Source organism: Planctomyces sp. SH-PL62, assembly GCF_001610895.1.
Classification (GTDB): domain Bacteria; phylum Planctomycetota; class Planctomycetia; order Isosphaerales; family Isosphaeraceae; genus Paludisphaera.
Genome location: NZ_CP011273.1, coordinates 3,674,011 through 3,700,178, shown reverse-complemented (window position 1 = coordinate 3,700,178; position 26,168 = coordinate 3,674,011). Strand labels below are relative to the sequence as shown.

Below are 26,168 nucleotides of genomic sequence, written 5' to 3'. Positions count from 1 at the left end.
TAGACGGACCGTGGGCGCCACGGGTTCCGGAGCGGAACCCGTGCGATCGCAGGCCCTCGGGACACGGGTCGAGTACGATCCGAGGCACCCTGGACCGAACTCCAAGCGTGTATGCGCCCCAGAACAGGGAGGTGCCGTCGCCTCCTTGTCTCGTCCGCCTAGATGATCCCCCTCGACGGGTTTTCGGGCCAGGTTCGCTCACCCGCGAGCAGGAAAAGGGCGGATGCCTGCGGCGAGGACTCAGCGCTTCGGTTTGAGGCGGCCGGCGTATTTTGGTTTGGCGAGCTTGGGACGGAGTTTGAGGAAGGCGTCGCGCGAGGCGTCGGCGGCGGCGCGGAGGCGTTGGAGGAGGGCCTGCGCGGCCTGGCGGAAGGATTCGTCGTGCGAGCCCTGGGCCACGAACGTCTCGACCTCCGTCCCGGCGACGATGGTGTCTTGATGCTCGCCGAGGAGGTCCTGGATCTTCCGGGCCAGGCGGATGAGCCCCTCGGCCGGTTTCTCGACCCGCGACCCCAGGGCGGGTGCGATCAGCTCGGTCGTGTATCGGGCGCGCTTGGCCCGCTTGCGGAGGTCGTGGAAGATCGGGTCGGGGGTGTCGGCGTCGAGCCCCCGGGCGTCCTTGCGGAGTCTCTCCCAGGCCTTCGCGACCAGCGGTGGGAGGACCCTGTGGCAGGGTTTCCGAGCCCTGGCGACCAGAGGAGGATTCGCGAGGCCGGTTCGCAGTTCGGCCAGGACGGCCCGGAACCGCTCGCCGTCGAGCGTCTCGTGCATCGTCCGCGTGGCCGTCGCGTGCCGCTCGGCGAGCCACTCGAAGAGGGGAGCCAGCGCCAGGCGGTGCTCGTCCGACTCCCCCTTCTCAAAGCGTTCGCGAAGCACGTCCAGGTCACGAACCTCGCCGATCGCGTTGCCCAGCCATTTGAGCTCGCCTTCGAGCCGGGTCCGCCATTCGGGTTCGACGAGGTCGCTGAACGCTCGCAGCTCGCTGCGGAGCCGTCGGGCCGAGGTCCGAAGTCGATGAGGCCCCTCGACGTCCCCCTCGCGCGCCAGGGCTTCGGCCGCCTGGAGTCGCTCGACCGCCGACCGCAGCGATGAGGTGACGGCCTTCGCGGCGGGGTCGCTGGGTTTCGTTCGTGGGATCGCGTCGCGGAGGCTGTCCGGTTTCGGAACGACTGGAGAAGTCATGGGATTCCAATAATCTGGGGGACTTGCGCCGCCGAGGGCTCTCTTCACCATACGCCCGACCGCGAACCGAGACAAGGCCGACGCCGGCGGTCAGCGGAGGGGATGCAGGCCCCGAGAGGTGCGCCGGGCGTTGATTTGCGTCAGGGCGCGGGGCTCGGCGGCAAGCAGCTTGACCAGCTGGGTCGCGGAGCAGCCGAGGGCCGTCGCGGCGGCTTTGACGTCGTCGTCGAGGCTCGCCAGGACGTCGAGGGCTTCGGCCAGGAGCGCCGGGAAGTCGTCGTGCTCGGGGCTGACGACGATCCGGCCTCCGCGCAGGCGGGACGCCCAGAGTGGGCTGGGGGCGGGCTCGGCGGGAGTTCGGATTTCGAGGGCCAGCCTGAGGCGGAGTCGGAAGAGGGCTTGGCGGCGGTTCTCGCCCTGGGTCCGGCGCTCGGCGGCCTCGGCGGCGATGCCGGTCGGCCGGTGGGTGAGGATGACGGCCGTCTCCACCTTGTTGCGGTTCTGGCCGCCGGGACCCGACCGCCGGGTCGTCTTGAAGTCGCACTCGGCGGCGAGCCGGTCGGGGTCCATCGCGGCGGGATGGCCGCTCATGCCGCGGGGATCCGATCCAGCAGCGAGGCGAGATCGTCGACCGTCGCGACGCCCGTCGTGCCGACCTGATGGACGACGACCGACGAGGCGACGACCGCCAGTTCGACGGCCTCGCGGAGCGACGCCCCGGCCGCCAGCGCCGCGGTCAGGTTGGCCGTGACCGAGTCCCCCGCGCCGACGACGTCGATCGGCCCGCGGACGGGCAAGGCGGGGACGTGGACGACCTCCCCTTCGGGCCCGGCCGCGACGATCCCATGCTCGGCCAGCGTGACGAACACGGGTCGGCCCGAGCCCCTCGCCAGTTCGCCCGCGGCGCGTTTGGCGTCGTCGGGCGTCTCGACGCTCGGGCGGTCGAGCATCGCCGCCAGCTCGGCCGCGTTCATCTTCAGGCCCACTCCGGGCCAGTCGCGCAGGCCCCGGCGGGAGTCGGCCAGGAACAGGAGCCGGGGATGTTCGTCGGTCAGGGCGTCGATCGCCTCCAGGAGTCCACGCGTCACCACGCCGGTCTCGGCGGCGTCGACCTGCTCCAGCACGACGATCGCGTGGCACCGCGCGGCGACCGCCCGCAGGCTCTCGACCAGGCGAAGCTCCAGCAGCTTCGGCGTGGGGGTCCAGTTCTTGGAGTCCAGGCGGTTCAGCTCGACGGGGATCGCGCCGGGGCGGACGACCAGGGGCTTGCAGTAGGTGAACGTCCGACGGTCGTGGGCCGTGAGCAGGTGCTCGGTCGAAACGCTGGGATACAATTCGAGCTCGCGCTGGAGTTCGTAGCCCTCGCCGTCGGCCCCGCGAAACCCGACCACCTCGATGCGGCCCACGCCCAGGGCGGCCAGGTTGTTGAGGACCGTCCCGGCCCCCCCCGGCTGGGCCCGGACGTTGACGACGTTGTAGACCGGCAGGCCCGTCTCGATGGAAACCTCGGCGCGGTCGGGGTCGATCTCGAGATAACGATCGAGGCAGAAATCGCCGACGACGGCGATGCGGAGCCCCTGATATAGAGAGACGACGTCTCGGAAGCGCTCCGGAGTCATGAGGCGCGGACCTGCTGATAGAGGTTGTGGATGAAGGCGGCGTTGTCGCACTGGAGATACCGCATCTCGCCCCCCATGCGGGCGTAGCTCTTGCAGAACCGCAGGTAATACGCCGGGTTCGACTTAGGGGGCTCGCCCGTCGTCCAGTCCCAGCCGCCGCCGTCCTGGATGTCGACGACGTAGATCGAGTGGTCGGCCACGATCGGCCGGCCGTCCTGGAGCCGGAGGTTGTTGACGCAGCTCAGGCTTTTCTCGAAGACCTGCGGCCCCATGATGGCCGAGCCGACCGAGAGGACGACGCCGTGGTCGAGCGTCTCGACCGACCCGCCGAAGAGCCGGAAATCGTGCTCCGCGGCGCGGCCGATCGCGGCCCCGTTGAACATGGGGTGGTTGGCGATGATGTCGTAGCCGATCCCGGGGTGGACGGTCATCGGGATCTGGTGCTGGAAGGCCTGCGCCAGGATCGAGGCGTGCTTCCAGCGGTGTTCGACGGCGATCCGGCCGGCGGGGAGCCCGCCCGCGCGGATCGCCCGGAGGGCGTCGGCGCGGGCGGGGGCGAGGGGATGGGCGGGCTCGTCGCGGAGGGACTTCTCCAGCTCGCCGGCCGGGGGGAGTTCGAGGCCGTCCTCGGCGATGAGCCGGCCGAGGCCCACGCCGTAGCCCTCGCCCCGGAGGCCGGCGGCGAGGAGGGCCAGGTGGATGTTGCGGCCGGTCTCGTCCCAGGAGCCGAACGCGCCCAGGGGGACGTTCTCGCGGACGCTCTCGGTGGAGCGGCCGAGCCAGGCGTATTCCCAGTCGTGGATCGTACCGGCGCCGTTGGTCGCCAGGTGGGTGATCCACTCCTTCTCCATCATCCGGCCGAGGATCGACGCGGAGCCGTTGCGCAGGAGGTGCGCGCCGTAGATCAGCATCACCCCGCCCCCCAGCTCGCGGGCGCGGCGGATGCGGCGGGCGCACTCGGCGACCTCGAGGGCGACCGGGGCCGCGAGCGGCTTCGGCGTCGAGTCGGGGTCGATCAGGACGTCTTCGACGGTCGTCAGGCTTCGGCGGCTTTCGAGCGGGTGGACGCGGAGCCGTTCCAGGTCGAGCGGTCGGGTGTTCATGATCCCAGGATCAGCTCCAGGAGGGGCTTCGCGTCGCGGTAGTCGGGGATGACGACGTCGGCGCCGACGCCGGTGAGCCGTTCGCGCTTCCAGGCGTCCATGCGGCCCGAGCCGTTGTCGGCCTCGTCGCTGGCGACGGCCACGGCCAGGCCGCCGGCCTCCTTGGTGTTCTCGATCTCGACGTAGCCGTCGCCGAAGGCGAGCAGCTCCTCGCCCCGGATCGCGTTCTCGCGGAGGATCCGCTCGATGACCATCTTCTTCGAGAAGGACTTGTAGTCGTCCTGGGCGCCGTAGATGTGGGGGCCGAAGTAGCGGGCGACGTCGAGGAGCTCGGCCTCGCGCCTCACGAACGGCTCGTCGGTGCCGCTGGCGAGGTAGAGGGTCAGTCCGCGGCGGGCCAGGTCGTCGAGCAGTTCCCGGGAGCCGTGGACGAGGAGTTCGTCGGGCCGGACCGAACCGTCCTTGAGCCCTTCGAGCCGGTGGGAGATCCGGTCGTCGAGGCGTCGGAGGTATTCGTGCTTGTACCAGAGGGGGTCGTGGGGATGGCCGCCGCGCTCGCGGATCCGCTCGGCGAGCCGGATCATCTGGTAGATGGTCTGCTTGCCGTTGAGGTGCATGATGTCCTCGAACGCCATCCGGCGGCGGTCCTCGTCGGACTCGCCGTCGAGCGCGGGGAGCATCTCGACGAACATGGGGACCATGACGTCGGGCCAGCCCTGGCGGACCAGGGAGAGCGTGCCGTCGAAGTCGAACAGGACGCGGCTGATCGCCGGTCGGGGGGCGAACGTCGGCAGCAGGACGACTTCACCTTCGAAGGTCGGGCTCGCGGGCGTCACGCCGTCTCCTTTTCCGTTTCCATGAACGCGTAGCAGATCAGGTGGTAGAGGGTCATCTGCACGTCCTCGACGCGGCCGTAGTGGGTGTCGGCCACGACGATGGTCTGCTCGGCGAGCGCGGCGAGCCCGCCCTTCTTGGCGCCGACGAAGGCGATGGTCCGCAGGTCCATGTCGCGGGCCCATTCCATCGCGCGGACGAGGTTCGGCGAATTACCGCTGACGCTGCTGGCGATCAAGACGTCGCCGGGCCGGGCGTAATTCTCCAGCGGGCGGAGGAAGACGTCCTCGAAGCGGTAGTCGTTGCCGATCGCCGTAAGCCAGGCGACGTTGTCGGCCAGGGTGATCACCCGGAACCGGCGGCCCAAGGCGTCGCTGGCGCCCTTGCCCAGGTCGGTCGCGAAGTGCGAGGCGCTGGCGGCGTTGCCGCCGTTGCCGACGACGAAGATCTGGCGATCCTCCTCCCAGGCCCGGCGCACCGTGGCGACGACGCGTTCGACGGCCTCCAGGGGGATCGAATCCAGGGCCCGGTGCTGGGCCTCGATGTAACGCGACAGCCAGGAATGCATCGGGGTCTCGCTCCCTTGAAAGTGGGTCGGTCGTCGACCCCCTCGATCATAATCCGCGTTCCACACGCCCGCGATGGGGCTCCCTCGCGAATCCCCGGCCCCCGCCCCGCCGGGCCTCCGGTCTTGCCCGGTTTCAGGGCCGCCGGTACCCTGATAGCCGACCGCGACGCCGCGAGTGCGGCCGGCGCCCCACCCCGCCTCCCGAGTCCCAGTCGTGAACTCCACCCCCACCTCGAGACCGATCGGCTGGCGCAAGCCGGCGATCCGCGCGCTCAAGGCGGCGGTGGCGGTCCTCGTCTTCTGGGGGGTCGGCCGGCATGTCGCCCGGACGTGGGACGACCTGGCGCGCGGCGGGGCCTCGTTGCGGGTGGAGCCGGGCTGGCTGGCCTTTTCGGGCCTATCGTACCTGGTCGGCCTGGCCTTCTGCGGGGCGTTCTACCGCGACGTACTGGCGGCGAGCCCGACGCCGATCGGCCTCTTCCCCGCGCTGCGGGCGTACCTGATCAGCCACCTGGGCAAGTACGTGCCGGGCAAGGCCGTGGTCGTGGTGATGCGGGCCGCGCTGTCGACGCCGTACGGGGCGAGGGCCTCGACCTCGGCGGTGGCGACGTTCTATGAGACCCTGGTGATGATGGCGTCGGGAGCCCTGATCGCGGCCGTCCTGTTCGCGGCCGGCGGCGACTCGCCGGTCGTCGACCTGGGCCGTGAGGTGCTAGGCGTGCGCGAAATCCGCGCGTTCACCCTCTTCGCGATGATCGCCGGGGGCCTGGCGGCGGCGTTCCTGGTCGTGGTCGCTCCCCCGGTCTTCCTCCGACTCGCGGGGACGTTCACCCGCAAGGTCCCGGGGGTGGGGGAGGCCGCGCTCTCGAAGTTCACCTGGGGCCTGATGGCGCGGGGCCTGGTTCTGACGGGCGTCTCGTGGGGGTTCCTGGGCCTGAGCCAGGCGGCCGCGGCGCGGGGGTTGTCGGGGATGGGTGGGCCGGGCCTGGACCTGGCGGCCACGATCCCGGTGGCGGTGGCGAGCGTGGCCCTGGCGACGGTGGCCGGGTTCGTGGTGGCCGTGGCGCCGGGAGGGCTCGGCGTGCGTGAGAGCGTGCTGATGTACGCCCTGGGGCCGGCGTTCGGCCCGGGGCTGGCCGTGGCCTCCGCGCTGGTCTTGCGGCTGGTCTGGGTCGCCGCGGAGGTGATTGCCGCCCTGGTCCTCGGCCCCCTGGGAAGGCCCGCGAAGCCGAGGGGCGAGGCGGTGGCCGCCGCCGAAGTCTTGCAGGAGTCCGTCCCGATGTCGGAAGCGCCATGATCAGCGTCGTGGTCCCGGTCTACAATGAGGAAGAGAGCCTCCCCGCCCTGGACCGCGAGCTGGACGCCGCCTTCGCGCCGCTGGGCGAGGTCGAGTTCGTCTTCGTGGACGACGGCAGTCGGGACGGATCGTGGCGGGCCGTCGTCGAACTCTCAGCTCGTGATCCCCGCGTCCGGGGGATCCGCTTCCGCCGCAATTTCGGCAAGGCGTCGGCCCTGACGGCCGGCTTCCAGGCGGCGCGCGGCGAGCGGGTCTTCACGCTCGACGCCGACCTCCAGGACGACCCGGCGGAGATCCCCCGGTTCCTGGAACGGCTGGACGCCGGGCTCGACGTGGTCAGCGGCTGGAAGCGGACCCGGCACGACCCCTGGCACAAGGTCTACCCCAGCCGGATCTTCAACGCCCTGGTCAGCAACCTGACCGGCTGCCGGCTGCACGACCACAACTGCGGCTTCAAGGCCTACCGGGCCGAGGTGCTCCGGGAGGTCGGCATCTACGGCGAGCTGCACCGGTTCGTGCCCGCCCTGGCGTTCGCCAAGGGCTTCCGGGTCGGCGAGATCGAGGTCAACCATCGCCGTCGCGAGTTCGGGAAGTCGAAGTACGGGTTCGCCCGGTTCCTCAAGGGGCTGCTGGACCTGTTCACGGTCGTCTTCCTGACGCGGTTCCGCCAGCGCCCGCTGCACGTCATCGGGGCCTCGGGGCTAATGCTCTCCAGCCTGGGCGTGGCGGGGATGCTCTACCTGATCTTCGTCTGGTTCGCCAACTTCTGGCAGTCGGACCCGCACCCGATCGGCACCCGCCCCCTGCTCTTCTACTCGATGGCCATGCTCCTCGTGGGGGCGCAGCTCTTCAGCCTGGGATTCCTGGCCGAGCTGGTGACCTCCTACGGGATCCGCGCGGACGACACCTACAGCATCGCCGAGACTCTCCGTCCCGGCGGCCCACCGAGCCGAGCGGACCGCGACGTGGCGGCCGTCGAGCCCGCCCCGCCCCCGCCCCCCTCGCAACCGGAAGCGTGACGAACCATGAGCACCGTAGACGCCCCCGAGCCTCGTCTCGACGCCCCGGTCACGGAACCCCGAAGCGAGGCCCGCCGCGTCCTCGGGACGTTGCTGATCGCGACGGCGACGGCCCTGGCCCTGGGCGTGCTCCTCCGCGCGCCGACCATGATGGGCGCCAACGACATCTCCCGCTGGTGCACCGTCTGGAGCCTCCTGGAACGGGGGACGTACGTCATCGACGAGTGCCCCTGGCACGCCGAGACCCAGGACAAGGTCGAGATCCCGGCCACGCCGCCGCAGGTCGGCGAGGACGGCCAGCCGGTCAAGCACTACTATTCCAGCAAGCCTGCGCTGTTGCCGACGCTGATCGCCGGGCTGCTCTATCCGGCCCGGCAGATCGTCGGCGTGCCGCTCGACCGGGTGACGCTCCAGCCCCGCGAGCCGCGCTGGAGCCAGGTCCCCGACCCGGATCGGCCCGGCGGCGTGAAAGGGGTGCTGACCACGCCGGATCAGCCGGTGAAGTGGCCGGTCTCCAGCTACTATTTCAAGCCCGTGCTGATCCTCCTGAACATCGTCCCGTTCTGGGGGTTCCTCGTCCTCTTCGGCCGCATCCTGGACCGTCGCGCCCGGACCGACTGGGCGTGGTCGTACAGCCTGTTCGCGGCGGCGTTCGGCACCTACCTGCTCCCCTACTCGCAGACGCTCAACAACCACACGATCGCCGCCTTCGCGGCGTTCTTCGCCCTGTACCAGTTCTTGCGGATCTGGGACGAGGGAGCCGTCGAGGGCTGGCGGTTCGCGCTGGTCGGGCTGCTCGCCGGCTTCACGGCGACCAACGAGCTGCCGGCGCTGGCGTTCCTCGGCCTGGTCGGCCTGGCGCTCGTGGCCCGCTTCCCGAAACGGTCCCTCGCCTGGTTCGCCCCGTTCGCCGTCCTGCCGCTGCTGGCGCTGGGCGCGTGCCAGTACGCCGCGTTCGGGGAGTTCAAGCTGGCGTACGAGGAGTTCGGCACCGACGCCTACAAGTTCGAGGGGAGCCTCTGGAAGACCCCGCTGGAGCTGGACGCCCTGAACCTCCCCTGGACCGACCCCGAGGAGGCCGCGAGGCGCGGGATCGTCGGCGAGTCGTACGCGACGTACCTGTTCCACATGACGTTGGGCCACCACGGATTCTGGTCGAGCACGCCGGTCTTCCTGGTGGCGGTCTTCGGGCTCGTCGGACTCTTGTGGAGGCGGCGGCCGACGACCGCCGTCGCCTGGATGACGCTGGGGCTGACCGTCATCCTGCTGGGCTTCTACACCTGGAATCCCAAGGCCCGGAACTACGGCGGCTCCGCGCAGGGGCTGCGGTGGCTGTTCTGGCTGATCCCGTTCTGGCTCCTGATGCTCCCCCCCGCCCTCGACGCGATCGCGGGTCGTCCCTGGCTCCGCCGGCTGGCGACGCTGGCCCTGTTCGTGTCGGTCATGTCGGTCGGCTACGCGATGCGGGGCCCCTGGAGCAACCCCTGGTTCCAGGACATGCTGGAGCACCTGGGGATGTACTCGCTCAGGCGTTGACGAGCCCTCGGGGCCGGCGCCGGCGCCGGCCTCATGGGCTCATTCGAGGGCGGCGACCTCGGCGGCCGAGTCTCGGCCGCCGGGCTCGACGGCCCGCGCGGGGAGGCTGAAGGTCATCCGGGTGCCGACCCCCGGCTCGCTCTGGACGTCGATCTCGCCGTGGTGCGCCTTGGCGACGGCCAGGCAGATCGACAGGCCCAGGCCCGTGGCGCTCGACGTGCGGGGCCGCGCCGAGTCGACTCGGTAGAACCGCTTGAAGAGGTGGGGCCGATGCTCGGCCTCGATCCCGATGCCCGTGTCCTCGACGAACAGGGTCGCCTGCTCCTGGCGGAACTCCAGGCCGACGCGGATTCGACCGTCGGCCAGGCTGTATTTGACCGAGTTGTCGATCAGGTTGAAGAGCAGCCGGCGGAGCTGGTCGCGATCGCCGTGGACGATGCAGCCGGAGAGGGGCTCGATCAGGGTCAACGACTGGTCGGCGGCGGCGGCCACGGCCCGCATGTGGTCGGTCACGTCGCGGACCAGGAGGTCGAGCCGCAGGTCCTCGAACGAGGGCTTGACCAGGGCGTCCTCGCGGCAGAGGTAGAGGAGATTCTCGGTCAGCCGGGTGAGGTGCTCGATCTCCTCGAGCATGCTCTCCAGGGTCCGGCGGTATTCGGCCGGATCGCGAGGCGCCAGCAGGGTGACCTCGGCCTCGTTGCGGAGCGCGGCGAGCGGGGTGCGGAGTTCGTGGGCGGCGTCGGCGGTGAACCGCTGGATCTCGCCGAACGAGCGTTCGAGGCGAGCGATCATGCCGTTGAGGGTCCGGGCCAGCCGCCCGAGCTCGTCGTCGGGGTTGGGGGTGGGGAGTCGGCGGTCGAGCCTCGTGGCCGTGATCTGGTCGGCCTCGGCCGCCAGCCGTTCCACCGGGGCGAGCGCCTTCCGCGCCAGCAGGTAGCCGCAGCCCAGGGCGGCGAGCAGGAGGACCGGCCCGGTGGACAGGAAGACGTCGCGGAGCTGTCCCAGGTGTTTCGCGTTCACCTCGGCGTCGAGGGCGACCTGCACCAAGAGCGAGGCGTACGGGGTGACGATCGCCTTGCTGAGCATCCGGCCGTGGCCGAAGCCGGGGATGACCACGTCCTCATAGACCACCTCGCCGTTCGGGCTGGGACGGACCGCCGGCATGGGGAGCCCGGTCTCGGCGATCCGCTCCGAGCGCAGCCAGGAGCGGTCGCCGTCCTCGGTGACCTGCATCTCGAAGACGGGATGGCTGGCGAAGTCCAGGTTGAGGTCGTGGCGAAGCTCGTCCGGGTCCCGGGCCCGGCCGATCAGGCCCTCGATCACCGTGAGCTGGGCGTCGAGGTTGCCGTCGGTCCGGGATTGGAGCAGGCCGATCATCAGCAGGTCGACGGCGACCGCGAAGATGACCAGGACCGCCGCCAGCACGGCCCCGTACCAGAGGGTCAGCCGCCACCGGATGTTCAGCCGGGTCATCCCACGTCCTTCAGGACGTAGCCGACCCCGCGCACGGTGTGGATGAGCGTGGGCCGATCCGTCTTCTCGATCTTCTTGCGCAGCAGGGTGATGTAGACGTCGATGGTGTTCGTCAGGGTGCCGGTCCCCTCCTTCCAGACCTCGCGGGCGATCATCTCGCGGGTGACGGGGGTGTTCTTGTTGCGGAGCAGGAACTCCAGCAGCTCGAACTCGCGGCGGGTGAGGTCGATCTCGACGCCGCCGCGGACGACCGAGCGGCCGACGAGGTTCATCTCCAGGTCGTCGGCCTGGAAGCAGAGATCGCGAGACAGGACGTCGCGGCGGATCAGCGCCCGGACCCGCGCCAGCAGCTCCACGAACGCGAACGGCTTCACCAGATAGTCGTCGGCCCCCGAATCCAGGCCCTCCACCCGGGTCTCGACCTCGTCCCGGGCGGTCAGGATCAGGACCGGCTTGGAGAAGCCCTCGGCGCGGAGGCTGCGGAGGACGTCCATGCCGTCGCGCTTCGGGAGCATCAGGTCGAGGATCACCGCGTCGACGACGTTCGCCTTCGCCTGCTCGTAGGCCTCCCGGCCGTCCGCGGCCGTCAGAACCTCGTACCCCTCCTCGCGCAGGCCGCGTTCCAGACTCTGGAGGAGTTTCGGCTGGTCTTCGACGACGAGCAGGCGGGGCATGGATGATTCCTCAAAGGTTGCGGGGGACGTCCATTCCGCCCGTTCCGGCCTCCCGGCGGCATCGGCCCCGAGGTTCGACCCTCGGGAGAGCCGCCTCGCACGCGGGACGGACTCGGCGGATCGGTGCACCGGCGCATCCGGTAGGTCGTCCCCGACCCTACCCCGATTTGGACGCTCGGGCGAGCGTCGCCGAGACTCTCAGACTAACCCTTACAGGGCCTGCGGTCACCTGCCGCCGCAGATTAAAAATCCTTTAACAGGCCATCGCGAGCGGCCGCCAGGCCGCCGATCCTGCGGATTTCGTCGAGTCTGCGCATCTCGCGGACGATAACGAAAGCAGGGGATTCGCCGCGCGGATCATGGCCGTCTCGTCTCGCGTCCCGGGGGTCTCGAAGTCCATGACCGTCCGGCTTCGCCATCGCCCACCCGGACGTCGATCTCGTCTCCTGATCCTGGTCGTCCTGCTGACGGCCGGGCCGGGATGCCTGGGACCGAACGCGCTGCGGTCGACCCGGATGAAGTACAACGAGGCGGTCCGGATCACCAATGACGAGCAGCTCCTGATGAACATCGTGCGGCTGCGGTATGCCGACTCGCCGGTCCTGGTCGATCTGCCGAGCATCACCAGCCAGTTCGAGGTCGCCGGAACGGCAAACTTCCTCGGGGGCCGGGGGAACCAGTTCCCGGGCTTCGCCAACATCGGGACGGGCGAGTTGATCGCCCGCGACAGCCCGACGCTCAGCTACCGACCCCGCGAGGGCAAGGAGGTGTCGAGAAGCCTCCTGACGCCGATCTCGGCCGAGCTGTTCAGCGTGGTCAACGCCGGGGCCAACTTCGAGCAGCTCATGCTCACGACGGTCGACGACATCAACGACGTCCCCAACGCCCCGCACGGCGCGCTGATGGTCCCCAGGGTCCCCGACGACAACGTCGAGTTCCTCCGCGGAGTCCGGCTCCTGGCCGACCTCGAGCAGCGCCGGGCCATCGAGCTGCGGGTCGGCAGCCAGGAGGACGAGACGTACGCCTCCGACCCGATCGCCCCCGCCAGCCTGGGGGGGGACGACCTGCTCAACGCCGCCGAAAAGGGCTACGTCTTCCGCCACAAGGGCGAGGGCCAGTACACCCTGGTCAAACGCGACAAGGGGCTGGTCATGAAGATCCGCCCGGAATTCGTGAACGCGCCGGAGATGCTCGAAGTCGAGCGGATCTTCGGCCTCCGGCCGGGTCTGTCCGGCTACCGGATCAAGTCCGACCTGACGGAGAACGCGCTCGACGCGCCGAAGGCGCTGGACGAAGGAGAGGAGACGATCTACCTCCACATGAGGTCGATCCTCCAGATCATGATCTTCCTGTCCAAGGGGGTCTGCGTCCCGGAGGAACACGTCGTTGGCAACGTCGCGCCCAACACCCCGGGGCCCGACGGACGGCCTTACGACTGGACCCAGATCACCGCCGGCAACTTCTTCGTCCGCTCGTCCAGGCACCGCCCCAAGGGTGCCGAGATCGCCGTGCACTACCGGGGCTACTGGTTCTCCATCCCCGAGGACGACGTCGCCACCCGCTCGATCCTGGCCATCGTGGAGATCCTCGTCTCGCTCGAAGAGTCCGAGGTCCGCACCGGCGGCCCGCTGCTGACGATCCCCGTGGGGAACTGAGGCTCGGCGTTGAGTGGCCGGCGTCGGCCCGCTAATTTTGGGGGACGCGGCGGCTTCGGGAAGTTCCGGCCGCCGCCCGGAGACGCCATGACGTCCGATCAGCCCGAGGCCCGCCCGCCGCGCTGGTGCCTGGCGGGGAACATCGTCGAGGAGCGGCGATACGGCCCGCTCGGCGCGGAGACGCGCCGAGGGACCCGACTCTTCGCGCCCGGGGCCAAGGTGTACTGCCTTCCCTTCGAGTACGACCGTCTCTTCGCCTTCGGCCGCCACCGCAAGTCGGGCCGATTCATCGGCTCGATCGTCCCGGCCCGCCTGGTCGTCGAGCGTCGCGCCCAGTTGGTTTACCACCCGGAAGTCCTCCGGCGGATCGAGGAGCGGATGGCCGCCGGCGAGCACGGGGTCAATTCCCGATACCCCTGGGACGATCGGGAAAGCGTCGAGAGCCACATCGCGGCGCTGGACGCCCTCGACTCCGCCTCCGCAGGGCTCGTCGATCCGCTCCCGGTCGAGATCTACGACGAACTGGTCGCGAGCGGGACGATCGCGAGCGGCGCCCCGTTCGAGCTTCTGAACGGGGTGCTCGTCTGGAAGCCGCCGAAGGAGCCCCGTCGCTCGACCTGCGCGGAGCGAGCCCACGCCGAGATCGAGCGGATCGTGCCGGAAGGCTTCCATCTCCGCTGAGAAGGCCCGGTCCGGCTCCCTCCCTACAGTGAGCCCGAGCCCGCGATCTCGGTGGCGCGGGGCGGCACGAGAGACTACGACGTCAGGCATCACGGCCCGGCCGACGTGGTGCTCCTGATCGAGATCGCGGATTTTTACCACCTCGGTCGTCTCCGCGGCGAGAAGCGGAGCCTCTACGCCAGCGCCGGCGTCCCGATCTACTGGATCGTCGATACGGGGGCGGCCTGCGTCGAGGTCTACGAGCGCCCGCGCGGCGGCTCCTATTCCTCCACCTGCCTCGTCCCCAGAAGCGGGGCGATCGACCTGATCGTCGATGGGACGCTCTGGGGCTGCCTGGACGTCGCCGCGATCCTGCCCTGACGCGAAGGCCGTCGGGCTCAGGCCAGGACCTCGGGGATGACCTCGGCCTCGGCGACGAGCGGCAGGGGGCGGCCCAGGCGGTCCTGAATCATCGTGTTGGGGTCGATGCCCAGCAGGTGGTACATCGTGGCGAGCACGTCCTTCGGGGAGACGCGGCGATCGACCACGTCGCCGCCGATCTTGTCGGACTTGCCGACCACCCGGCCCCGGGCGACGCCGCCGCCGGCCATGAGGATCGAGTAGCAGCGCGACCAGTGGTCGCGGCCCCCGCCCTGCACGCTGCCGATCTGCGGCGTGCGGCCGTGCTCGCTCAGCAGCACCACCAGGGTCTCGTCGAGCATCCCGCGACGGTCGAGGTCCAGAATCAGGCCGGAGAGGGTCCGGTCCAGCCCCGGCAGCAGCTCGTCCTTCATGCGCGGGAAGTGGTCCCAGTGGGTGTCCCAGCCGGTCCCGGCCAGGCCGTACTCGTCCCAGAAGACCGAGACGAACCGGCCGCCGGCCTCGACCAGCCGACGGGCCGTGAGCGTGGCCTGGCCGAACAGGTTCATGCCGTAGAGGGCCCGATTGTCCCACGTCTCGGCGTCGATATCGAACGCCTGGCGGAAGGTGGGCGACTGGAGCATGCGGTAGGCCGTCTCCCGGTGGCGATCCGCCCCCGCCGAGCCGGGGGTCGCCGCGCGGCGCGCGTCTTCGAGCTGCTGGAGGAGGGAGCGGCGGCGGTCGAGCTGGTCCAGGGTCACGCCGTCGCCCGCCCCGCCGACGCCGCCGATCTGGAAGCGACTCTCCGGGGTGACGCCGCGATACAACTCGTAATCGTCCCAGGCCAGCTTCGCGAGCGTCTTCTGCGCCTTCCGAGTCCCCGCGCCCAGGAACTCGGTGCAGATCGGGTCGTAAGCCTGGCCGAGGAAGCCGCCGTACGGGCCGGCGCGGGCGACCTCGCCGATCCGCTGGCTGCTGAAGGCGAACGGAAGCTGCAAATTGCGGGGGATCTCGGGACGATCGCCGGTCGCTCGGGCGCGCTCACCGTCGATGTAGTCGACGACCGAGCCGATGTAGGGCCAGTGCGCCGGGTCGCGCGGGCTGAGTTCCATCGCCAGCGGGACCACCGGATTGCCGGTCGTCGCGTAGGCGACGCCGTGGACCGGGTAGAGGTGCGAGACCGATCGCACGACTGTGACCTTGTCCATCACCTGCGCCAGATTCGGCAGCCCCTCGCAGACGTCGAGGCCGGGGACGGTCGTTGGGATGCAGCCGAACTCGCCCCGGATCTGGGAGGGGGCGTCGGGCTTGGGATCGAACGTCTCAATCTGGCTGTGCGACCCGTAAAGGAACAGGAGGATGCACGACTTCGCCTGGCCGAACCCCGGCAGGGCCGACGTGGACGATGCCGCAAGGCCCGCGGCCAGCCCACCACGGCCGGCTCCGAGACCAGTCCCGAGCAGGCCCAGCGAGCCCACCTGGAGAAGATCGCGCCGAGTCAGGCCGTCGCACAACCGCTTGGGACCGCCGAGGACTCGGATCATGGATCACCTCGCCTGACCTGACCTGAATTGATCTGGCTCGAAGGACGACGCCCAGCCAGGGATCCCGGCCGATTCATCCCCAGGAACCATACCCGCCCTTCAAGACTTATTCAACAATCTCGCTATCGAAGATCGGCCGGGTCGGTTCTCCCCCTTGGCGAATTCGCCAGCAATTGTTAAACTTCGGATTTTGAACGCCTTTGGGATTGGGAAGTGGGTTCGCCCGCTCCATGTGTCAGGCATTCCTTCCTCGTGACGAGGGCGACGGCGATGAGCCAGCGACAGGTTCGGGAATCGGTCGGCGCGCGGATGTCGAGGCGGGGGTTCGTGCAGGTGGGCGGCTCCGGGCTGCTCGGGATGTCTCTCCCCGGCTTGCTCGCGGCGCGCCGGGCCTCGGCGGCGGCGGCCGGAACGGCCGCCGGACGGGCGAAGTCGGTGATCGTGATCCTGCTCAGCGGCGGGCTGGGCCAGCACGACTCGTTCGACATGAAGCCCGAGGCGCCCGACGCCATCCGGGGCGAGTTCAACCCGATCCAGACGGCCGTGCCCGGGCTGCACTTCTGCGAGCACCTGCCGAGGCTCGCGGCCCGCGCCCAGGACCTGGCGGTCGTGCGGTCGATGTCGCACCCCGAGGGGAACCACCTGGTCGCCACCCATCACGTCCTGACCGGGAAGCCCTCCTTCCCGCGAGGGGCGAGCGACCTCGACCGGGTCGCGTCGCGCGACGACTTCCCGTGCTACGCGGCGGTCGTCGACCATCTCCGGGACCGCCAGGAAGGGATTCCGAACGGCGTGGCCCTCCCCTTGAAGCTGATCGAGGGGCCGCTGACGTGGCCCGGCCAGGACGCCGGCTTCCTCGGCCCTCGCAACGACCCCTGGCAGCTTCGGATCGACCCCCACAAGCCCGACGCCCGCGACGACAGCCTGTCGCTCCCCGAAGGACTCAACCCCGAGCGGCTCCATCGCCGCAAGCACCTGCTGACGCAGACCGCCCCCTCGGTCCCCGGCGACGCCTTCGTCGACCAGCAAGACGCGGCCATGGCCATGCTCTCCAACAGCACGGTCTCGCGCGCCCTCGACCCCGGCCAGGAAGACCCTCGACTGGCCGATCGCTACGGCAGCCACGTCTTCGGCCGTTCGCTGCTGATCGCGCGTCGGCTCGTGGAGATCGGCGTCCCGGTCGTCCAGGCGACGATGGGGATCGTCCAGACGTGGGACACCCACGTCGGCAACTTCCCCAGGCTGAAGGACGAGCTGCTCCCGGCCCTCGACCGCGCGGTCTCGACTTTGCTCGACGACCTCAAGGCTCGCGGGCTGCTGGAAGAGACGCTGGTCGTCATGCTCGGCGAGTTCGGCCGGACGCCCCGGATCTCCCAGCTGACCCCGGGCGCGGTCCCGGGCCGCGACCACTGGCCGGCGGTCTTCCCGGCGGTCTTCGCCGGCGCGGGGGTGGTCGGCGGCCAGGTGATCGGCAAGTCGGACAAGCTCGGCGCGTATTCCGTCACCAAGACCTTCGGGCCGCCGGATCTCGCCGCGACCGTCTACCGGGCGCTCGGGATCGACCCGGGGGTGGAAATCCGCGACCGCCTCGGCCGACCGCTCCAGCTCTGCTCGGGCGACGTCATCGACCCGCTCTACACGGCCGTCGAGGTCTGAGGGAACGCCGCGTCCCGGAATCGACCCGTTTCCTCCCCTCCCCCGTAATCGAGGATTTCATGCCCATCGCCGCCCTGCGCCCGCTCGCGTTCTGCGCCCTCGTCTCGACGTTCGCCGGTTCGTTCGCCCTGGCCCAGGAGGCGAAACCGGGCGAGCCGCCGCTCGTGACCCGCAACCGGGTGGAGCTGAACCTGAGGGGCGCCGAGGTGATTCTGGACCACGCCCAGGTGAAGGCCAAATCCATGGGACTGTTGATGAACCTGGCGGTGGTGGACGCGGGGGGCCACCTGCTGGCCTTCGCCCGCATGGACGGTGCGCGGCCGGCGAGCGGCCAGACCGCGCTGACGAAGGCGGTCGCCGCCGCGACCTTCCGCCAGGAGTCCGGCCCGCTCCCCCCCGGCGGGGAGCCCAACCTGCTGCTCAGCCTGAGCCTGCCGGCGGCGGCGGCGGCCTCGGGGGGCAAGTTGACGGCGCTCAAGGGGGGCGTGCCGATCGTCGTCGACGGCCAGGTGATCGGCGCGGTCGGCGTCGGCGGCGGCACCGGAGAGCAGGACGCCGAGGTGGCGAAGGCCGGCATCCAGGCTCTCCTCGACCTCCTGAAGGCTCCCGACCCGCACGCGGCCGAATAATGCCAGATCGCCTCGATCACCGACCCTTGGTCGGCGCGCGGAGACGGGGGCGTCGTCGGCCGATTCCAGCCGAGACGCCCCCGTTTTCGCTATCGCTTCCGTACTCCGTCCGGCTCGTCCCGCCTCAGCGGACGACGGCCTGGAACGAGACGTAGCCGGAGGCGCCGGGGGGGATGGTCTCGCGGAGGTCCCAGCGCAGCTCGGTGGAGCCGACCTGGTTCTCGGCGACGGAGAACGCGGCTCCCTTCGGGCCCTTGGCGGTCCCGGCGACGTACTCCAGCCTGGGCAGGAGGCTGTCGACGATGCTGACGGAGCGGATCGGCGTGTTGCCCATGTTGCGATAGGCGATGGCGTAGGTGACCACGTCGCCCGGTTCGGCCTCGCTGACGTCCACCCGCTTGACCACGGCCAGGCCGGGCCGGTTGGGGGGCGTCTCCACGCCGGTCATCTCCAGGGTCGGCTGGCTCCGGACGGCCTCGCCGGTCCCCTGCACCAGGTCGGCGATCACGGGCGATTCGGCCGTCTTGATGCCCGACAGCTTGACCTTGTCGCGAGCGACGACCGGGGCCTGCCGCCGCCGCTCGGTCCCGGCCGCCTGGGCCTGCGAGCCGATCTTGGGCTGCTGGACGTTGCCATACCCCATCGCGCCTCGGACCTCGGATCCGACGCCGGGATAGACCTGGCCCCGCGCGGCCTGGACCCGGCGGCGGTCGCGGGCCAGTTCGGCAGACTGGTTCTGGACCAGGCGGCGGATGTCGTCGGTCTTCTCCGCCTGGACGGGCCTCTGGGTGAGGGTGTTGAGATTCACGCCGTGGATCTCGACGTTCTCGATGGTCCCGGTGCTGACCCGGACCTCGGCGAATCGGGGCGCGTAGATGCAAACCCGATTCGTCGGGAGGATCTTGGGGTCGGGATAACTGTCGACGCCGACGTCGAACCGGACGACGGCGTCGCGAGGGTCGATGCCCCGGATGGCACCGCCGACCCCGGCTCCGGCCTTGGCGCCGTGGTCGCCGCCGTCGCACAGGTATTCATCGCGAGGGAGCAACGGGCGGGCGCCGGGCTCCAGGGGAGGACAGGCCGGGCCGCTGGGGAGCGGGCACGGGGTCGGGCCGCAGGTGAACGGGCAGCGCCCGGCCGACGGGGCGGCCAGGTGGTCGAGGGCGACGTCGCCGGTCGCGCCGGCCTGGATCTCGTCCAGCGTCGGCCGGCGACCGCCGATGCGGACGACGGCGACCACGCGCCCCAGGGCGGCGGCCACGCGGACCGGGTCCTCGGCCGCGCCGACCTCGACCGCCGGGATCTGGTCCTTGCCCAGCTTCAGCGGCAGGGCCTGCTCAGGGTCTTCCAGATAGATGACCTTGGTGACCAGCCGGCCGCGGTCGACGACGTCCCACAGCTCCTCGTCGCTGAAGACGACGCGGATCGGGTACTTGCCGGGGTCGACCTCGGGCGGGCGGTGCATGTGACCGACGACCTGGACGACCGGGAAAAGCTCGACTCCCGGCCGGTTGGGGATCTCGCCGATCCGGAGCCGGTAACCGACCCCGCGCTGGAGGCCGGCGGTCAGGATCCCGCCGCCGTCGCCGACGCTCACCGGGATCGTCTGCGGGGCCAGAACCTCGACGGTCAGGCCCTGGGGCCCCTGGAACCGGACGACCTGGACGTTCGGGTCGAGCTGCGGGCTCACGGGGAGGCCGTGGCCCTCGGGCGTGACGATCCCCGGCGCGTTCGGGCCCGTCGCGGGGGCGGCCGGGGCCGGGGCCGGGGCCGGGCTTGCGGGCGCGGGTTCCAGGGGCTGCGCCGGGGTGAGTTCCGGGGCGACGCCGGCCGGCGCGGGGGCTGCGGGCCCGGGCGGGATCTCCTGCGGGGCCGCGTCCACCCCTCGCCATGCCGGCGCAAGGCCCAGGGCGATCGCGACGAGGCCACCTCTGATCCACCGGTGGTCGAGTGGTTTTGCGTGTCGGCTCATCGACCTCGATCCTTGCTCGTGAGGGAAGGGAACGGACGCTCGCCCCGGGCGGTCGTCGAAGGCCCCGACGGAAGGCGTCGCTGGTACGCTTCCGCCGGGGCCTTCGGGTTCGGGACGTCTTTCGCCGTCGGCCCGGAGATCAGAATTCCGGGGCCTCGGGGGCCGGCTCGGGGGCGGGGGCGGGGGCGGGGACGTCGGCCTGGGGCGGGGCCGGCGCGACCGGCTCGAGGCCGGGGGCCGGCGGAGCGTCGAGCGGGACCGCCTCGGAGGCCGCCGGAGCGGTCACGCCGGGGGGCAGGTCGCCCGGGGGCAGTTCGGTGACCGGCGGGACGAGGCCCGCGGCCGGGGCCGAGCCCGGGGTCGAGTTCAGGTTGATGACGCCGCCTTCGATCGGGGTCCCGACGACCGGGCCCGCGGGCACGCCGCCGACCACGCCCGAGGAGTTCTCCAGGTCGATGGCGCCGAGGCGGACGATCAGCAGGATCGTGCCCCGCTTGTCGGCCTCGATGATCGGGTCGACGCCCGGCTCCAGCCGCGTCGAGACCAGGGTCTCCACGCCCGAGACGGCGACTTCCTGATACTTGGGATCGGGGAGGTAGATGACCTTCGTGACGAAGTTGCCGCCGTCGACGACCTGGTCGAAATCCTCGGCCGTGAACTGGACCGGGATCGCGTTGTGCGCCAGGTAGGCGTCGGTGGCGGGGGTGGTCGGGGCGACCTCGATCGTGGGATACAGGGCGACGTTCTGACGGCCCGCGATGTTCGTGAGCTTCAGGCGGTAGATGTAGCCCTGGTTGAAGTTGTAACGGCCGGGGACGACCAGCGGGGCCCCGCCGTAGCTACGTTCGCCGGCGGGACCGGTGCCGGTCTGCCAGCTGATGTTCATGCCGTCGGGGTCCAGGAAGTAGACCTGGCTCCGCGTATTCACGAAGCGACGGCCCGCGGCGGCGCCCGCGGCGGCCCCGGGGCCCGCCATCGTGGCGGCGTTGAACTGAGGCCCGCCCGGGGGCGGGGTGTGCGAGCTGGCCACGACGTGCGGCCGCAGCCACTTCTTCAGGCCGACTCCGGCGTCGCCGTAGCCGAATCCGTCGCCGGTGGCGGCCGCCGCCAGCAGCAGCATTCCGATGGTTTGCATGGAAATCCTCTCCAGCTCCCGCGACCGAAGCCGGCCGGCCCTTGGCCGATCGCTTCCGATCTCCCGATCGGGGAGAATGCGTGTCGTCCTGACATCCAATGCGACCGAGCCGGCCCGTTCGAGCCGTCGTGTCCCGCGACTCGCCCGTGACCGTCCCCGCCCGTCCCCGCGTCGATCGCGAGGTCGGACGGTCCGTCCGCCGGACTTGCGTCTCCAGACGCCCAGGGATATGATCGGGCATCTTTCCCGTACCCTTGAGAAATTGCGTACACCCAGACCATGCGCATTAACCGGATCGCCCGTCCAATCACGCTCGCCGCGTCCCTCGCCGGGGCCTGGATCGCCTCGACGGTCCTCGCCCAGACGCCGGGCGGTCCGTCGCCGTCCACGCCGGGCCAGGCCCCCGCCGCGAACGCCCCCGCCGTCCCGGGCGGTCCCCAGGCCGAGAAGCCCGAGGAACCCCCCACCGAAGCCGAGACGGTCATCGATGAGGCGATCAAGAAGATCGCCGGCATCAAGGCCGTCTCCGCCGACCTGACCCAGGACGTCCGCATCCTCGGCCAGAAGTTCCAGATCAAGGGCCGCTACATCAAGGCCCCCTCCGCCCGGATCTATCTCCGGCTGGACGTCTCCGGCCTCCCCGGCGCGGCCGGGACCATGCTCCAGGTCTGCGACGGCGACGTCCTCTGGGATTACCAGAAGATCCTCGACGCCCAGTCCTACCGCAAGCTCAGCGTCAAGCCGATCCTCCAGCGCCTCGAGTCCCCCGAGATCGACGCCAATCTCCGCGAGCAGATCCTCTCCAGCCTCGGCTTCACCGGGCCCGAGGCCCTGCTGGCCGGCGTCCGCAAGGCCGTGAAATTCGACGCCCCCAAGGAAGAAGGGGAGCTCGACGGCAAGGCCGTCTGGATCCTCAAGGGAGGCTGGCGCGACCGCACCGGAATCGTCGCGCCGAACCAGACCCCCATCCCGGGCGTCGGCATGCTTCCCCCCTACATCCCGAGCTTCGCCACCCTCTACCTCGACAAGCAAAACGGCTGGCCCTACAAGCTCGACCTCCGGGGACGCCTGGTCACCTCCCTGATCGACACCCGCCAGGTCGGGATCGACGGCAAGAAGATCGGCGCCAAAAGCAGCATCGAGAAGCAAGACCCCAGCGAGCTGACCCTCACCTACACGAACATCCAGTTCGAGCCGACCCTCACCGACGCCGACTTCGCCTTCCAGGCCCCGCCGGACGCCAACGTCGAGGACAACACCGAGATCATCCTCAAGTCCCTCGACCAGGCCATCGAATTCCAGGCCCTCCAGAAGCGGACCGAGGCCGCCAACGCCGCCGGCTCCGTCCTCCAACAGCCCATCGAGGTCCCCGCCGCCCCCCCCGCGGCCGAGATCCCCAAGTAACCCTCCCGGGCCCGCCCCCAAGGAGCCGCCGTCGGAATTTTCCGACGCGCGGCCTCCGTTCCGTTTTGCCCCTGGTCAATACACGACCAAGTTCGCTAAGATAGTAAGGATTGAGTCGAGGTTCCGCGAAGAGGTGCGATCATGACCGAAGCGAACGGGGGCCCGCAAACGCCCAAGTTGAGCAAGAACGAGGGCCTCAAGGCGGCCAGCCGCTACCTCAGGGAGATGCTGGCCGACGAGGTGCACAACGACCGACCGACCTTCTCCGAGGACGCCAGCCAGGTCCTGAAGTTCCACGGCTCCTACACCCAGGACGACCGGGACCTTCGGGCGCGGCGGAAGAAGGAGAAGCAGGACAAGGCCCACATGATGATGGTCCGCGTCCGCCTGGTCGGCGGCCGCCTGACGTCCGAGCAGTACCGCGTCTGCGACGAGCTGGCGCGGGTCGTCGGCAACGGCACGCTGCGGATCACCACCCGGCAGGAGTTCCAGTTCCACGGCGTCCTGAAGCAGGACCTGGCCGTGGTGATCCGCCACCTCAACGAGAACCTGCTCTGCACCCTGGCGGCCTGCGGCGACGTCGAGCGCAACGTCCTGGCTTGCCCGGCCCCGATCAAGGACGCGGTGCACGACCAGTTGAACCTCGACGCCCAGACCTGGGCCTCCCACGTCGCCCCCCGCACCAGCAGCTACTGGGACATCTGGCTGGACGGCGAACGGATCCAGACCCTCCCCCCCGCCGGCGCCCCGCTGCTGAAGCAGCCCGGCGACGACCCGGTCGAGCCGATCCTGGGCAAGACGTACCTCCCGCGCAAGTTCAAGACGGCCTTCGCCTTCCCGGACGACAATTGCACCGACGTGCTGGCGAACGACCTCTCGTTCCTGGCGCACGTCGAAGGGGGCTCGATCGTCGGCTACAACGTCCTGGTCGGCGGCGGCCTGGGAACCACCCCGAGCGCCGATAAGACCTTCCCGTTCCTGTCGCAGCCGCTCGGCTACATCACCCGCGATCAGGTCCTGGCCGTCGGTGAGGCCGTCGTCCGGGTCTTCCGCGACTTCGGCAACCGCTCCGACCGCAAGCGGGCCCGGATCAAGTACCTGATCACCGACTGGGGCATGCCCGCCTTCCGGGCCAAGGTCGAGGAATACCTGGGCCGCCCCCTGGAGGACCCCAGAGACCTGCCGATCACCGACGTCGACGACCACCTGGGCTGGAACGAGCAGGGGGACGGCAAGCTCTTCCTGGGCCTTCCCGTGCAGAACGGCCGGATCAAGGATTCGGGCTCGATGCGCCTCTCCAGCGGCCTGAAGGCGTTCTTCGAGAAGTACCAGACCCCCGCCCGGCTGACCTGCCAGCAGAAGATCCTCCTGATCGACCTCGACCCGGCCTGGCGAGACGAGATCAACGCCTGGCTGGAAGAGTACGGGATCGCCAGCGTGGAGCAGGTGTCGACCGTCCGCCGTTGGTCGATGGCCTGCCCCGCCCTCCCCACCTGCGGCCTCGCCGTGACCGACGCCGAGCGGGCCCTCCCCTCGGTCATCGACATGCTCGAAGCCGAGCTGGCCCGCCAGGGACTGGAAGCGGAACGGCTGACGGTCCGCATGACCGGCTGCCCCAACGGCTGCGCCCGGCCCTACAACGCCGACATCGGCCTGGTCGGCCGCTCGGCCAAGCTGGGGCCCGACGGCATCCCCGGCCCCGGCACCTACACGGTCTTCCTCGGCGGCCGAACGCTGGGCGACCGGCTCAACGTCGAGTTCAAGGACTACGTCCCGCACGACCAGATCGCCGCCGAGCTGGCCCCGGTCTTCGCCCGCTTCAAGAGCGAACGACAGGCCGGCGAGAGCTTCGGCGACTTCTGCCATCGCGTGGGCGTCGAGGAGCTGGCCCAGGTCGGCGCGGCCGCCGCGGCCGACTGACCCTTATCGGATCGATCGCGCGACGCCGGGACGGAGGACGCGGACCGATGCTCTCCGACGACGATCTTCGACGCCTGTTCGAAGCCGCTCGGGAAGCCTCGGCCCGCGCCTACGCCCCGTACAGCGGTTTCCGCGTCGGCGCGGCCGTACTGAGCGGCCGGGGCGAGGTCTTCGCCGGCTGCAACGTCGAGAACGCCTCCTACGGGCTGACGATCTGCGCCGAGCGGAACGCCGTGTTCGGGCTCGTCGCCTCGGGCGAGGCCCCGCCGACGGTCCTCGCCGTCCTCGTCTACACGCCGACTCCGACGCCGACCGCCCCCTGCGGCGCCTGCCGCCAGGTCCTCAACGAGTTCGGCACGGCCTGCGAGATCGTCGCCGTCTGCGATGGTGCGGAGAGGCTGCGGACCACCCTGGACCGGCTCCTGCCGGACGCCTTTGGCCCCCGCAACCTGGGCTGACCCGGCGACGCCCCCGGCTCGCTTGAATCGTCCCGCCCGCGCGGGCTACAATGGGTCGGGTCGATCCCCTGGACCAAGCTAAGGTCGTGAAGCGTTATGCCTGATCGCGATTACTACGACGTCCTCGGGGTGGCTCGCGACGCCACCCCCGACGCCGTCAAGAAAGCCTACCGGAAGCTGGCCAGGCAATATCACCCGGACGTGAATCCGGGCGACAAGTCCGCCGAGAAGAATTTCAAGGAAGTCCAGCAAGCCTACGACGTCCTGTCCGACCAGGAGAAGCGGTCGATGTACGACCGCTACGGCGCCGCGGGCTTCGAAGGCATGGGCGCGGCCGGGCCGCGCACCAGCGCCTCGGAATGGACCGCCCGGTTCGGCGAGCCCGGCCAGGAGACCGTGGACTTCAGCGAGTTCTTCGGCCAGTTCGGGCAGGGCGGCGGCCGAGGGGCCGAAGGGGGGGCGGGCCTGTTCGACGACCTTCTGGGGCGGATGCGCGGCGGGAAGGCCGCCCGTCCCCGCGCCGGCCGCGACGTCGAAGCGCACCTGTCCATCCCCTTCCTCACCGCGGTCCGGGGCGGCCAGACCTCGATCGAGCTGCAGCGCGGCGACGGCCGGCGTGAGAGCCTGGTGGTCAAGATCCCGCCGGGGGTCGACGAGGGCTCCAAGCTCCGGCTCAAGGGCCAGGGGGAACCCGGCCCCAAGGGCTCCCCGGCCGGCGACCTGACGATCACGCTCGCGATCGAGCCCCATCCTTACTACAAGCGCGAGGGCCGGGACCTGCTGGTCGAGGTCCCCCTGACCGTCGCCGAGGCCGTCCTCGGCGCCAAGGTCGAGGTCCCCTCGCTCGACGGCATGAAAGCCCTGCCGATCCCCGGCGGGGCGTCGAGCGGCCAGAAGCTCCGGCTGAAAGGCCAGGGCGTGCCGGGCTCGGCGGGCAAGCCCGACGGCGACCTCTTCGTCGTGGTCAAGATCGTGGCCCCGAAGAACGTCGACGACGAAAGCCGCCGACTGATCCAGGAATTCGCCGACCGCAACAAGCAGAACCCGCGGGCGGGGTTGTGGTGACCCCCGGCCCTCCGTCGGGAAGGAGCGGCCCCCCTCGCGCAACCGAGACGCCTTATCCGAATCCGAGCCGGCCATGAACGAACGGATCATCCCCCGCGAAAGCGTCGCCCGGCATCTCTCGATCTCGGTCCAGATGCTCGTCCGCTACGAGGAGTTGGGCCTCGTCCACTCCGCGCGCGAGGGAGACGTCCTTGGCTATGAGCCCTCCCAGGTGCGCCGGATCTGGTCCATCATGACCTACCAGCGCGACCTCGGCGTCAACCTGGCCGGGGTCGAGGTGATCCTCCGACTCCGCGACCGGATGTCCCACCTGCATGACCACCTGGCGGACCTGGCCGACGAATTGCGGACCCTGGTCGACGAGCCCGGCTCCTCCGACCGCCCCTCTTGACCCGAACGGACGGC

Annotated in this window: 23 protein-coding genes and 1 pseudogene; 13 read left to right on the top strand and 11 right to left on the bottom strand. The window is 70.3% G+C overall.

Going from position 1 to position 26,168, the window contains the following annotated elements; all coding sequences use genetic code 11:
* Window positions 1–240: 240 nt before the first annotated feature.
* From VT85_RS14390 to VT85_RS29230, 6 genes are all read right to left on the bottom strand, one after another.
* Window positions 241–1,182 (bottom strand): CHAD domain-containing protein, encoded by a 942-nt coding sequence (locus tag VT85_RS14390; RefSeq protein WP_068416441.1) that lies wholly within the window; start codon window positions 1,180–1,182, stop codon window positions 241–243.
* A 90-nt stretch (window positions 1,183–1,272) separates the two neighbouring features.
* Window positions 1,273–1,773, bottom strand: coding sequence for a peptide chain release factor family protein (locus VT85_RS14385; protein WP_068416438.1), 501 nt, complete (start codon window positions 1,771–1,773; stop codon window positions 1,273–1,275).
* Window positions 1,770–2,801, bottom strand: coding sequence for a bifunctional heptose 7-phosphate kinase/heptose 1-phosphate adenyltransferase (locus VT85_RS14380; protein WP_068416435.1), 1,032 nt, complete (start codon window positions 2,799–2,801; stop codon window positions 1,770–1,772). Before VT85_RS14380 ends, VT85_RS14385 begins: the two co-directional genes overlap by 4 nt.
* The gene (locus VT85_RS14375; RefSeq protein ID WP_068416432.1) at window positions 2,798–3,904 is read right to left on the bottom strand and encodes a hypothetical protein; all 1,107 of its coding nucleotides are present in this window, start codon (window positions 3,902–3,904) and stop codon (window positions 2,798–2,800) included. The genes VT85_RS14380 and VT85_RS14375 overlap by 4 nt, the downstream gene beginning before the upstream one ends.
* On the bottom strand, window positions 3,901–4,740 hold the full coding sequence (locus VT85_RS14370; RefSeq protein WP_068416429.1) for an HAD family hydrolase: 840 nt from the start codon (window positions 4,738–4,740) through the stop codon (window positions 3,901–3,903). The genes VT85_RS14375 and VT85_RS14370 overlap by 4 nt, the downstream gene beginning before the upstream one ends.
* A complete protein-coding gene (locus VT85_RS29230) occupies window positions 4,737–5,306 on the bottom strand; it encodes an SIS domain-containing protein (protein WP_068416426.1) in 570 nt (189 codons plus the stop codon). Before VT85_RS29230 ends, VT85_RS14370 begins: the two co-directional genes overlap by 4 nt.
* A gap of 214 nt (window positions 5,307–5,520) precedes the next feature.
* Between VT85_RS29230 and VT85_RS14360 the strand changes: the two genes are divergently transcribed.
* Genes VT85_RS14360 through VT85_RS14350 form a run of 3 tightly spaced genes read left to right on the top strand, consistent with a single transcriptional unit; the run spans window position 5,521 to window position 9,158 of the window.
* Window positions 5,521–6,603, top strand: a complete 1,083-nt coding sequence (locus VT85_RS14360; RefSeq protein WP_068416423.1) for a lysylphosphatidylglycerol synthase domain-containing protein — start codon at window positions 5,521–5,523, stop codon at window positions 6,601–6,603.
* Window positions 6,600–7,622: a glycosyltransferase family 2 protein gene (locus VT85_RS14355; RefSeq protein WP_068416420.1), complete on the top strand. Its 1,023-nt coding sequence runs from the start codon at window positions 6,600–6,602 to the stop codon at window positions 7,620–7,622. The genes VT85_RS14360 and VT85_RS14355 overlap by 4 nt, the downstream gene beginning before the upstream one ends.
* Before the next feature lie 6 nt (window positions 7,623–7,628).
* Window positions 7,629–9,158 (top strand): hypothetical protein, encoded by a 1,530-nt coding sequence (locus VT85_RS14350; RefSeq protein ID WP_068416417.1) that lies wholly within the window; start codon window positions 7,629–7,631, stop codon window positions 9,156–9,158.
* 39 nt (window positions 9,159–9,197) lie between these two features.
* Here the strand turns inward: VT85_RS14350 and VT85_RS14345 are convergent, their stop codons facing one another.
* Both VT85_RS14345 and VT85_RS14340 read right to left on the bottom strand, forming a co-directional pair.
* Window positions 9,198–10,631 carry an ATP-binding protein gene (locus VT85_RS14345; RefSeq protein WP_068416414.1) on the bottom strand — a complete coding sequence of 478 codons (1,434 nt, stop codon included), beginning with the start codon at window positions 10,629–10,631 and terminating at the stop codon, window positions 9,198–9,200.
* Window positions 10,628–11,305 (bottom strand): response regulator transcription factor, encoded by a 678-nt coding sequence (locus VT85_RS14340; RefSeq protein WP_068416411.1) that lies wholly within the window; start codon window positions 11,303–11,305, stop codon window positions 10,628–10,630. Before VT85_RS14340 ends, VT85_RS14345 begins: the two co-directional genes overlap by 4 nt.
* A 359-nt stretch (window positions 11,306–11,664) precedes the next feature.
* Between VT85_RS14340 and VT85_RS14335 the strand changes: the two genes are divergently transcribed.
* From VT85_RS14335 to VT85_RS14325, 3 genes and pseudogenes are all read left to right on the top strand, one after another.
* Window positions 11,665–12,960 (top strand): hypothetical protein, encoded by a 1,296-nt coding sequence (locus VT85_RS14335; protein ID WP_197490707.1) that lies wholly within the window; start codon window positions 11,665–11,667, stop codon window positions 12,958–12,960.
* Between the two features lie 87 nt (window positions 12,961–13,047).
* Window positions 13,048–13,641 (top strand): hypothetical protein, encoded by a 594-nt coding sequence (locus VT85_RS14330; protein ID WP_068416408.1) that lies wholly within the window; start codon window positions 13,048–13,050, stop codon window positions 13,639–13,641.
* A gap of 18 nt (window positions 13,642–13,659) precedes the next feature.
* Window positions 13,660–14,001 (top strand): annotated as a pseudogene (locus tag VT85_RS14325) (Uma2 family endonuclease); the annotation flags it as partial.
* A 17-nt stretch (window positions 14,002–14,018) separates the two neighbouring features.
* Here the strand turns inward: VT85_RS14325 and VT85_RS14320 are convergent.
* On the bottom strand, window positions 14,019–15,524 hold the full coding sequence (locus VT85_RS14320) for a DUF1501 domain-containing protein (RefSeq protein ID WP_068416402.1): 1,506 nt from the start codon (window positions 15,522–15,524) through the stop codon (window positions 14,019–14,021).
* Window positions 15,525–15,794: 270 nt separating this feature from the next.
* Here VT85_RS14320 and VT85_RS14315 point away from each other — a divergent pair, with 270 nt between their 5' ends.
* Both VT85_RS14315 and VT85_RS14310 read left to right on the top strand, forming a co-directional pair.
* Window positions 15,795–17,180, top strand: a complete 1,386-nt coding sequence (locus VT85_RS14315) for a DUF1501 domain-containing protein (protein WP_068416400.1) — start codon at window positions 15,795–15,797, stop codon at window positions 17,178–17,180.
* Window positions 17,181–17,239: 59 nt separating this feature from the next.
* A complete protein-coding gene (locus VT85_RS14310) occupies window positions 17,240–17,809 on the top strand; it encodes a GlcG/HbpS family heme-binding protein (protein WP_068416397.1) in 570 nt (189 codons plus the stop codon).
* Window positions 17,810–17,933: 124 nt separating this feature from the next.
* Here the strand turns inward: VT85_RS14310 and VT85_RS29750 are convergent, their stop codons facing one another.
* Together VT85_RS29750 and VT85_RS14300 are read right to left on the bottom strand one after the other, a co-directional pair.
* Complete coding sequence (locus tag VT85_RS29750; RefSeq protein WP_156512875.1) at window positions 17,934–19,781, bottom strand: DUF11 domain-containing protein; 1,848 nt, start codon at window positions 19,779–19,781, stop codon at window positions 17,934–17,936.
* A gap of 139 nt (window positions 19,782–19,920) precedes the next feature.
* Window positions 19,921–20,916: a hypothetical protein gene (locus VT85_RS14300; RefSeq protein ID WP_156512874.1), complete on the bottom strand. Its 996-nt coding sequence runs from the start codon at window positions 20,914–20,916 to the stop codon at window positions 19,921–19,923.
* 279 nt (window positions 20,917–21,195) lie between these two features.
* Here VT85_RS14300 and VT85_RS14295 point away from each other — a divergent pair, with 279 nt between their 5' ends.
* The 5 genes from VT85_RS14295 to VT85_RS14275 all read left to right on the top strand — a co-directional run bounded on the left by VT85_RS14295 (window position 21,196) and on the right by VT85_RS14275 (window position 26,154).
* A complete protein-coding gene (locus VT85_RS14295) occupies window positions 21,196–22,320 on the top strand; it encodes a LolA family protein (RefSeq protein WP_068416388.1) in 1,125 nt (374 codons plus the stop codon).
* Window positions 22,321–22,461: 141 nt separating this feature from the next.
* Window positions 22,462–24,240 carry an NADPH-dependent assimilatory sulfite reductase hemoprotein subunit gene (locus VT85_RS14290; protein WP_068416386.1) on the top strand — a complete coding sequence of 593 codons (1,779 nt, stop codon included), beginning with the start codon at window positions 22,462–22,464 and terminating at the stop codon, window positions 24,238–24,240.
* A gap of 47 nt (window positions 24,241–24,287) precedes the next feature.
* Window positions 24,288–24,698 carry a cytidine deaminase gene (locus tag VT85_RS14285; protein WP_068416383.1) on the top strand — a complete coding sequence of 137 codons (411 nt, stop codon included), beginning with the start codon at window positions 24,288–24,290 and terminating at the stop codon, window positions 24,696–24,698.
* 96 nt (window positions 24,699–24,794) lie between these two features.
* Window positions 24,795–25,763: a DnaJ C-terminal domain-containing protein gene (locus VT85_RS14280; protein WP_068416381.1), complete on the top strand. Its 969-nt coding sequence runs from the start codon at window positions 24,795–24,797 to the stop codon at window positions 25,761–25,763.
* A gap of 73 nt (window positions 25,764–25,836) precedes the next feature.
* On the top strand, window positions 25,837–26,154 hold the full coding sequence (locus VT85_RS14275; RefSeq protein ID WP_068416375.1) for a chaperone modulator CbpM: 318 nt from the start codon (window positions 25,837–25,839) through the stop codon (window positions 26,152–26,154).
* The last annotated feature ends 14 nt before the right edge of the window (window positions 26,155–26,168 follow it).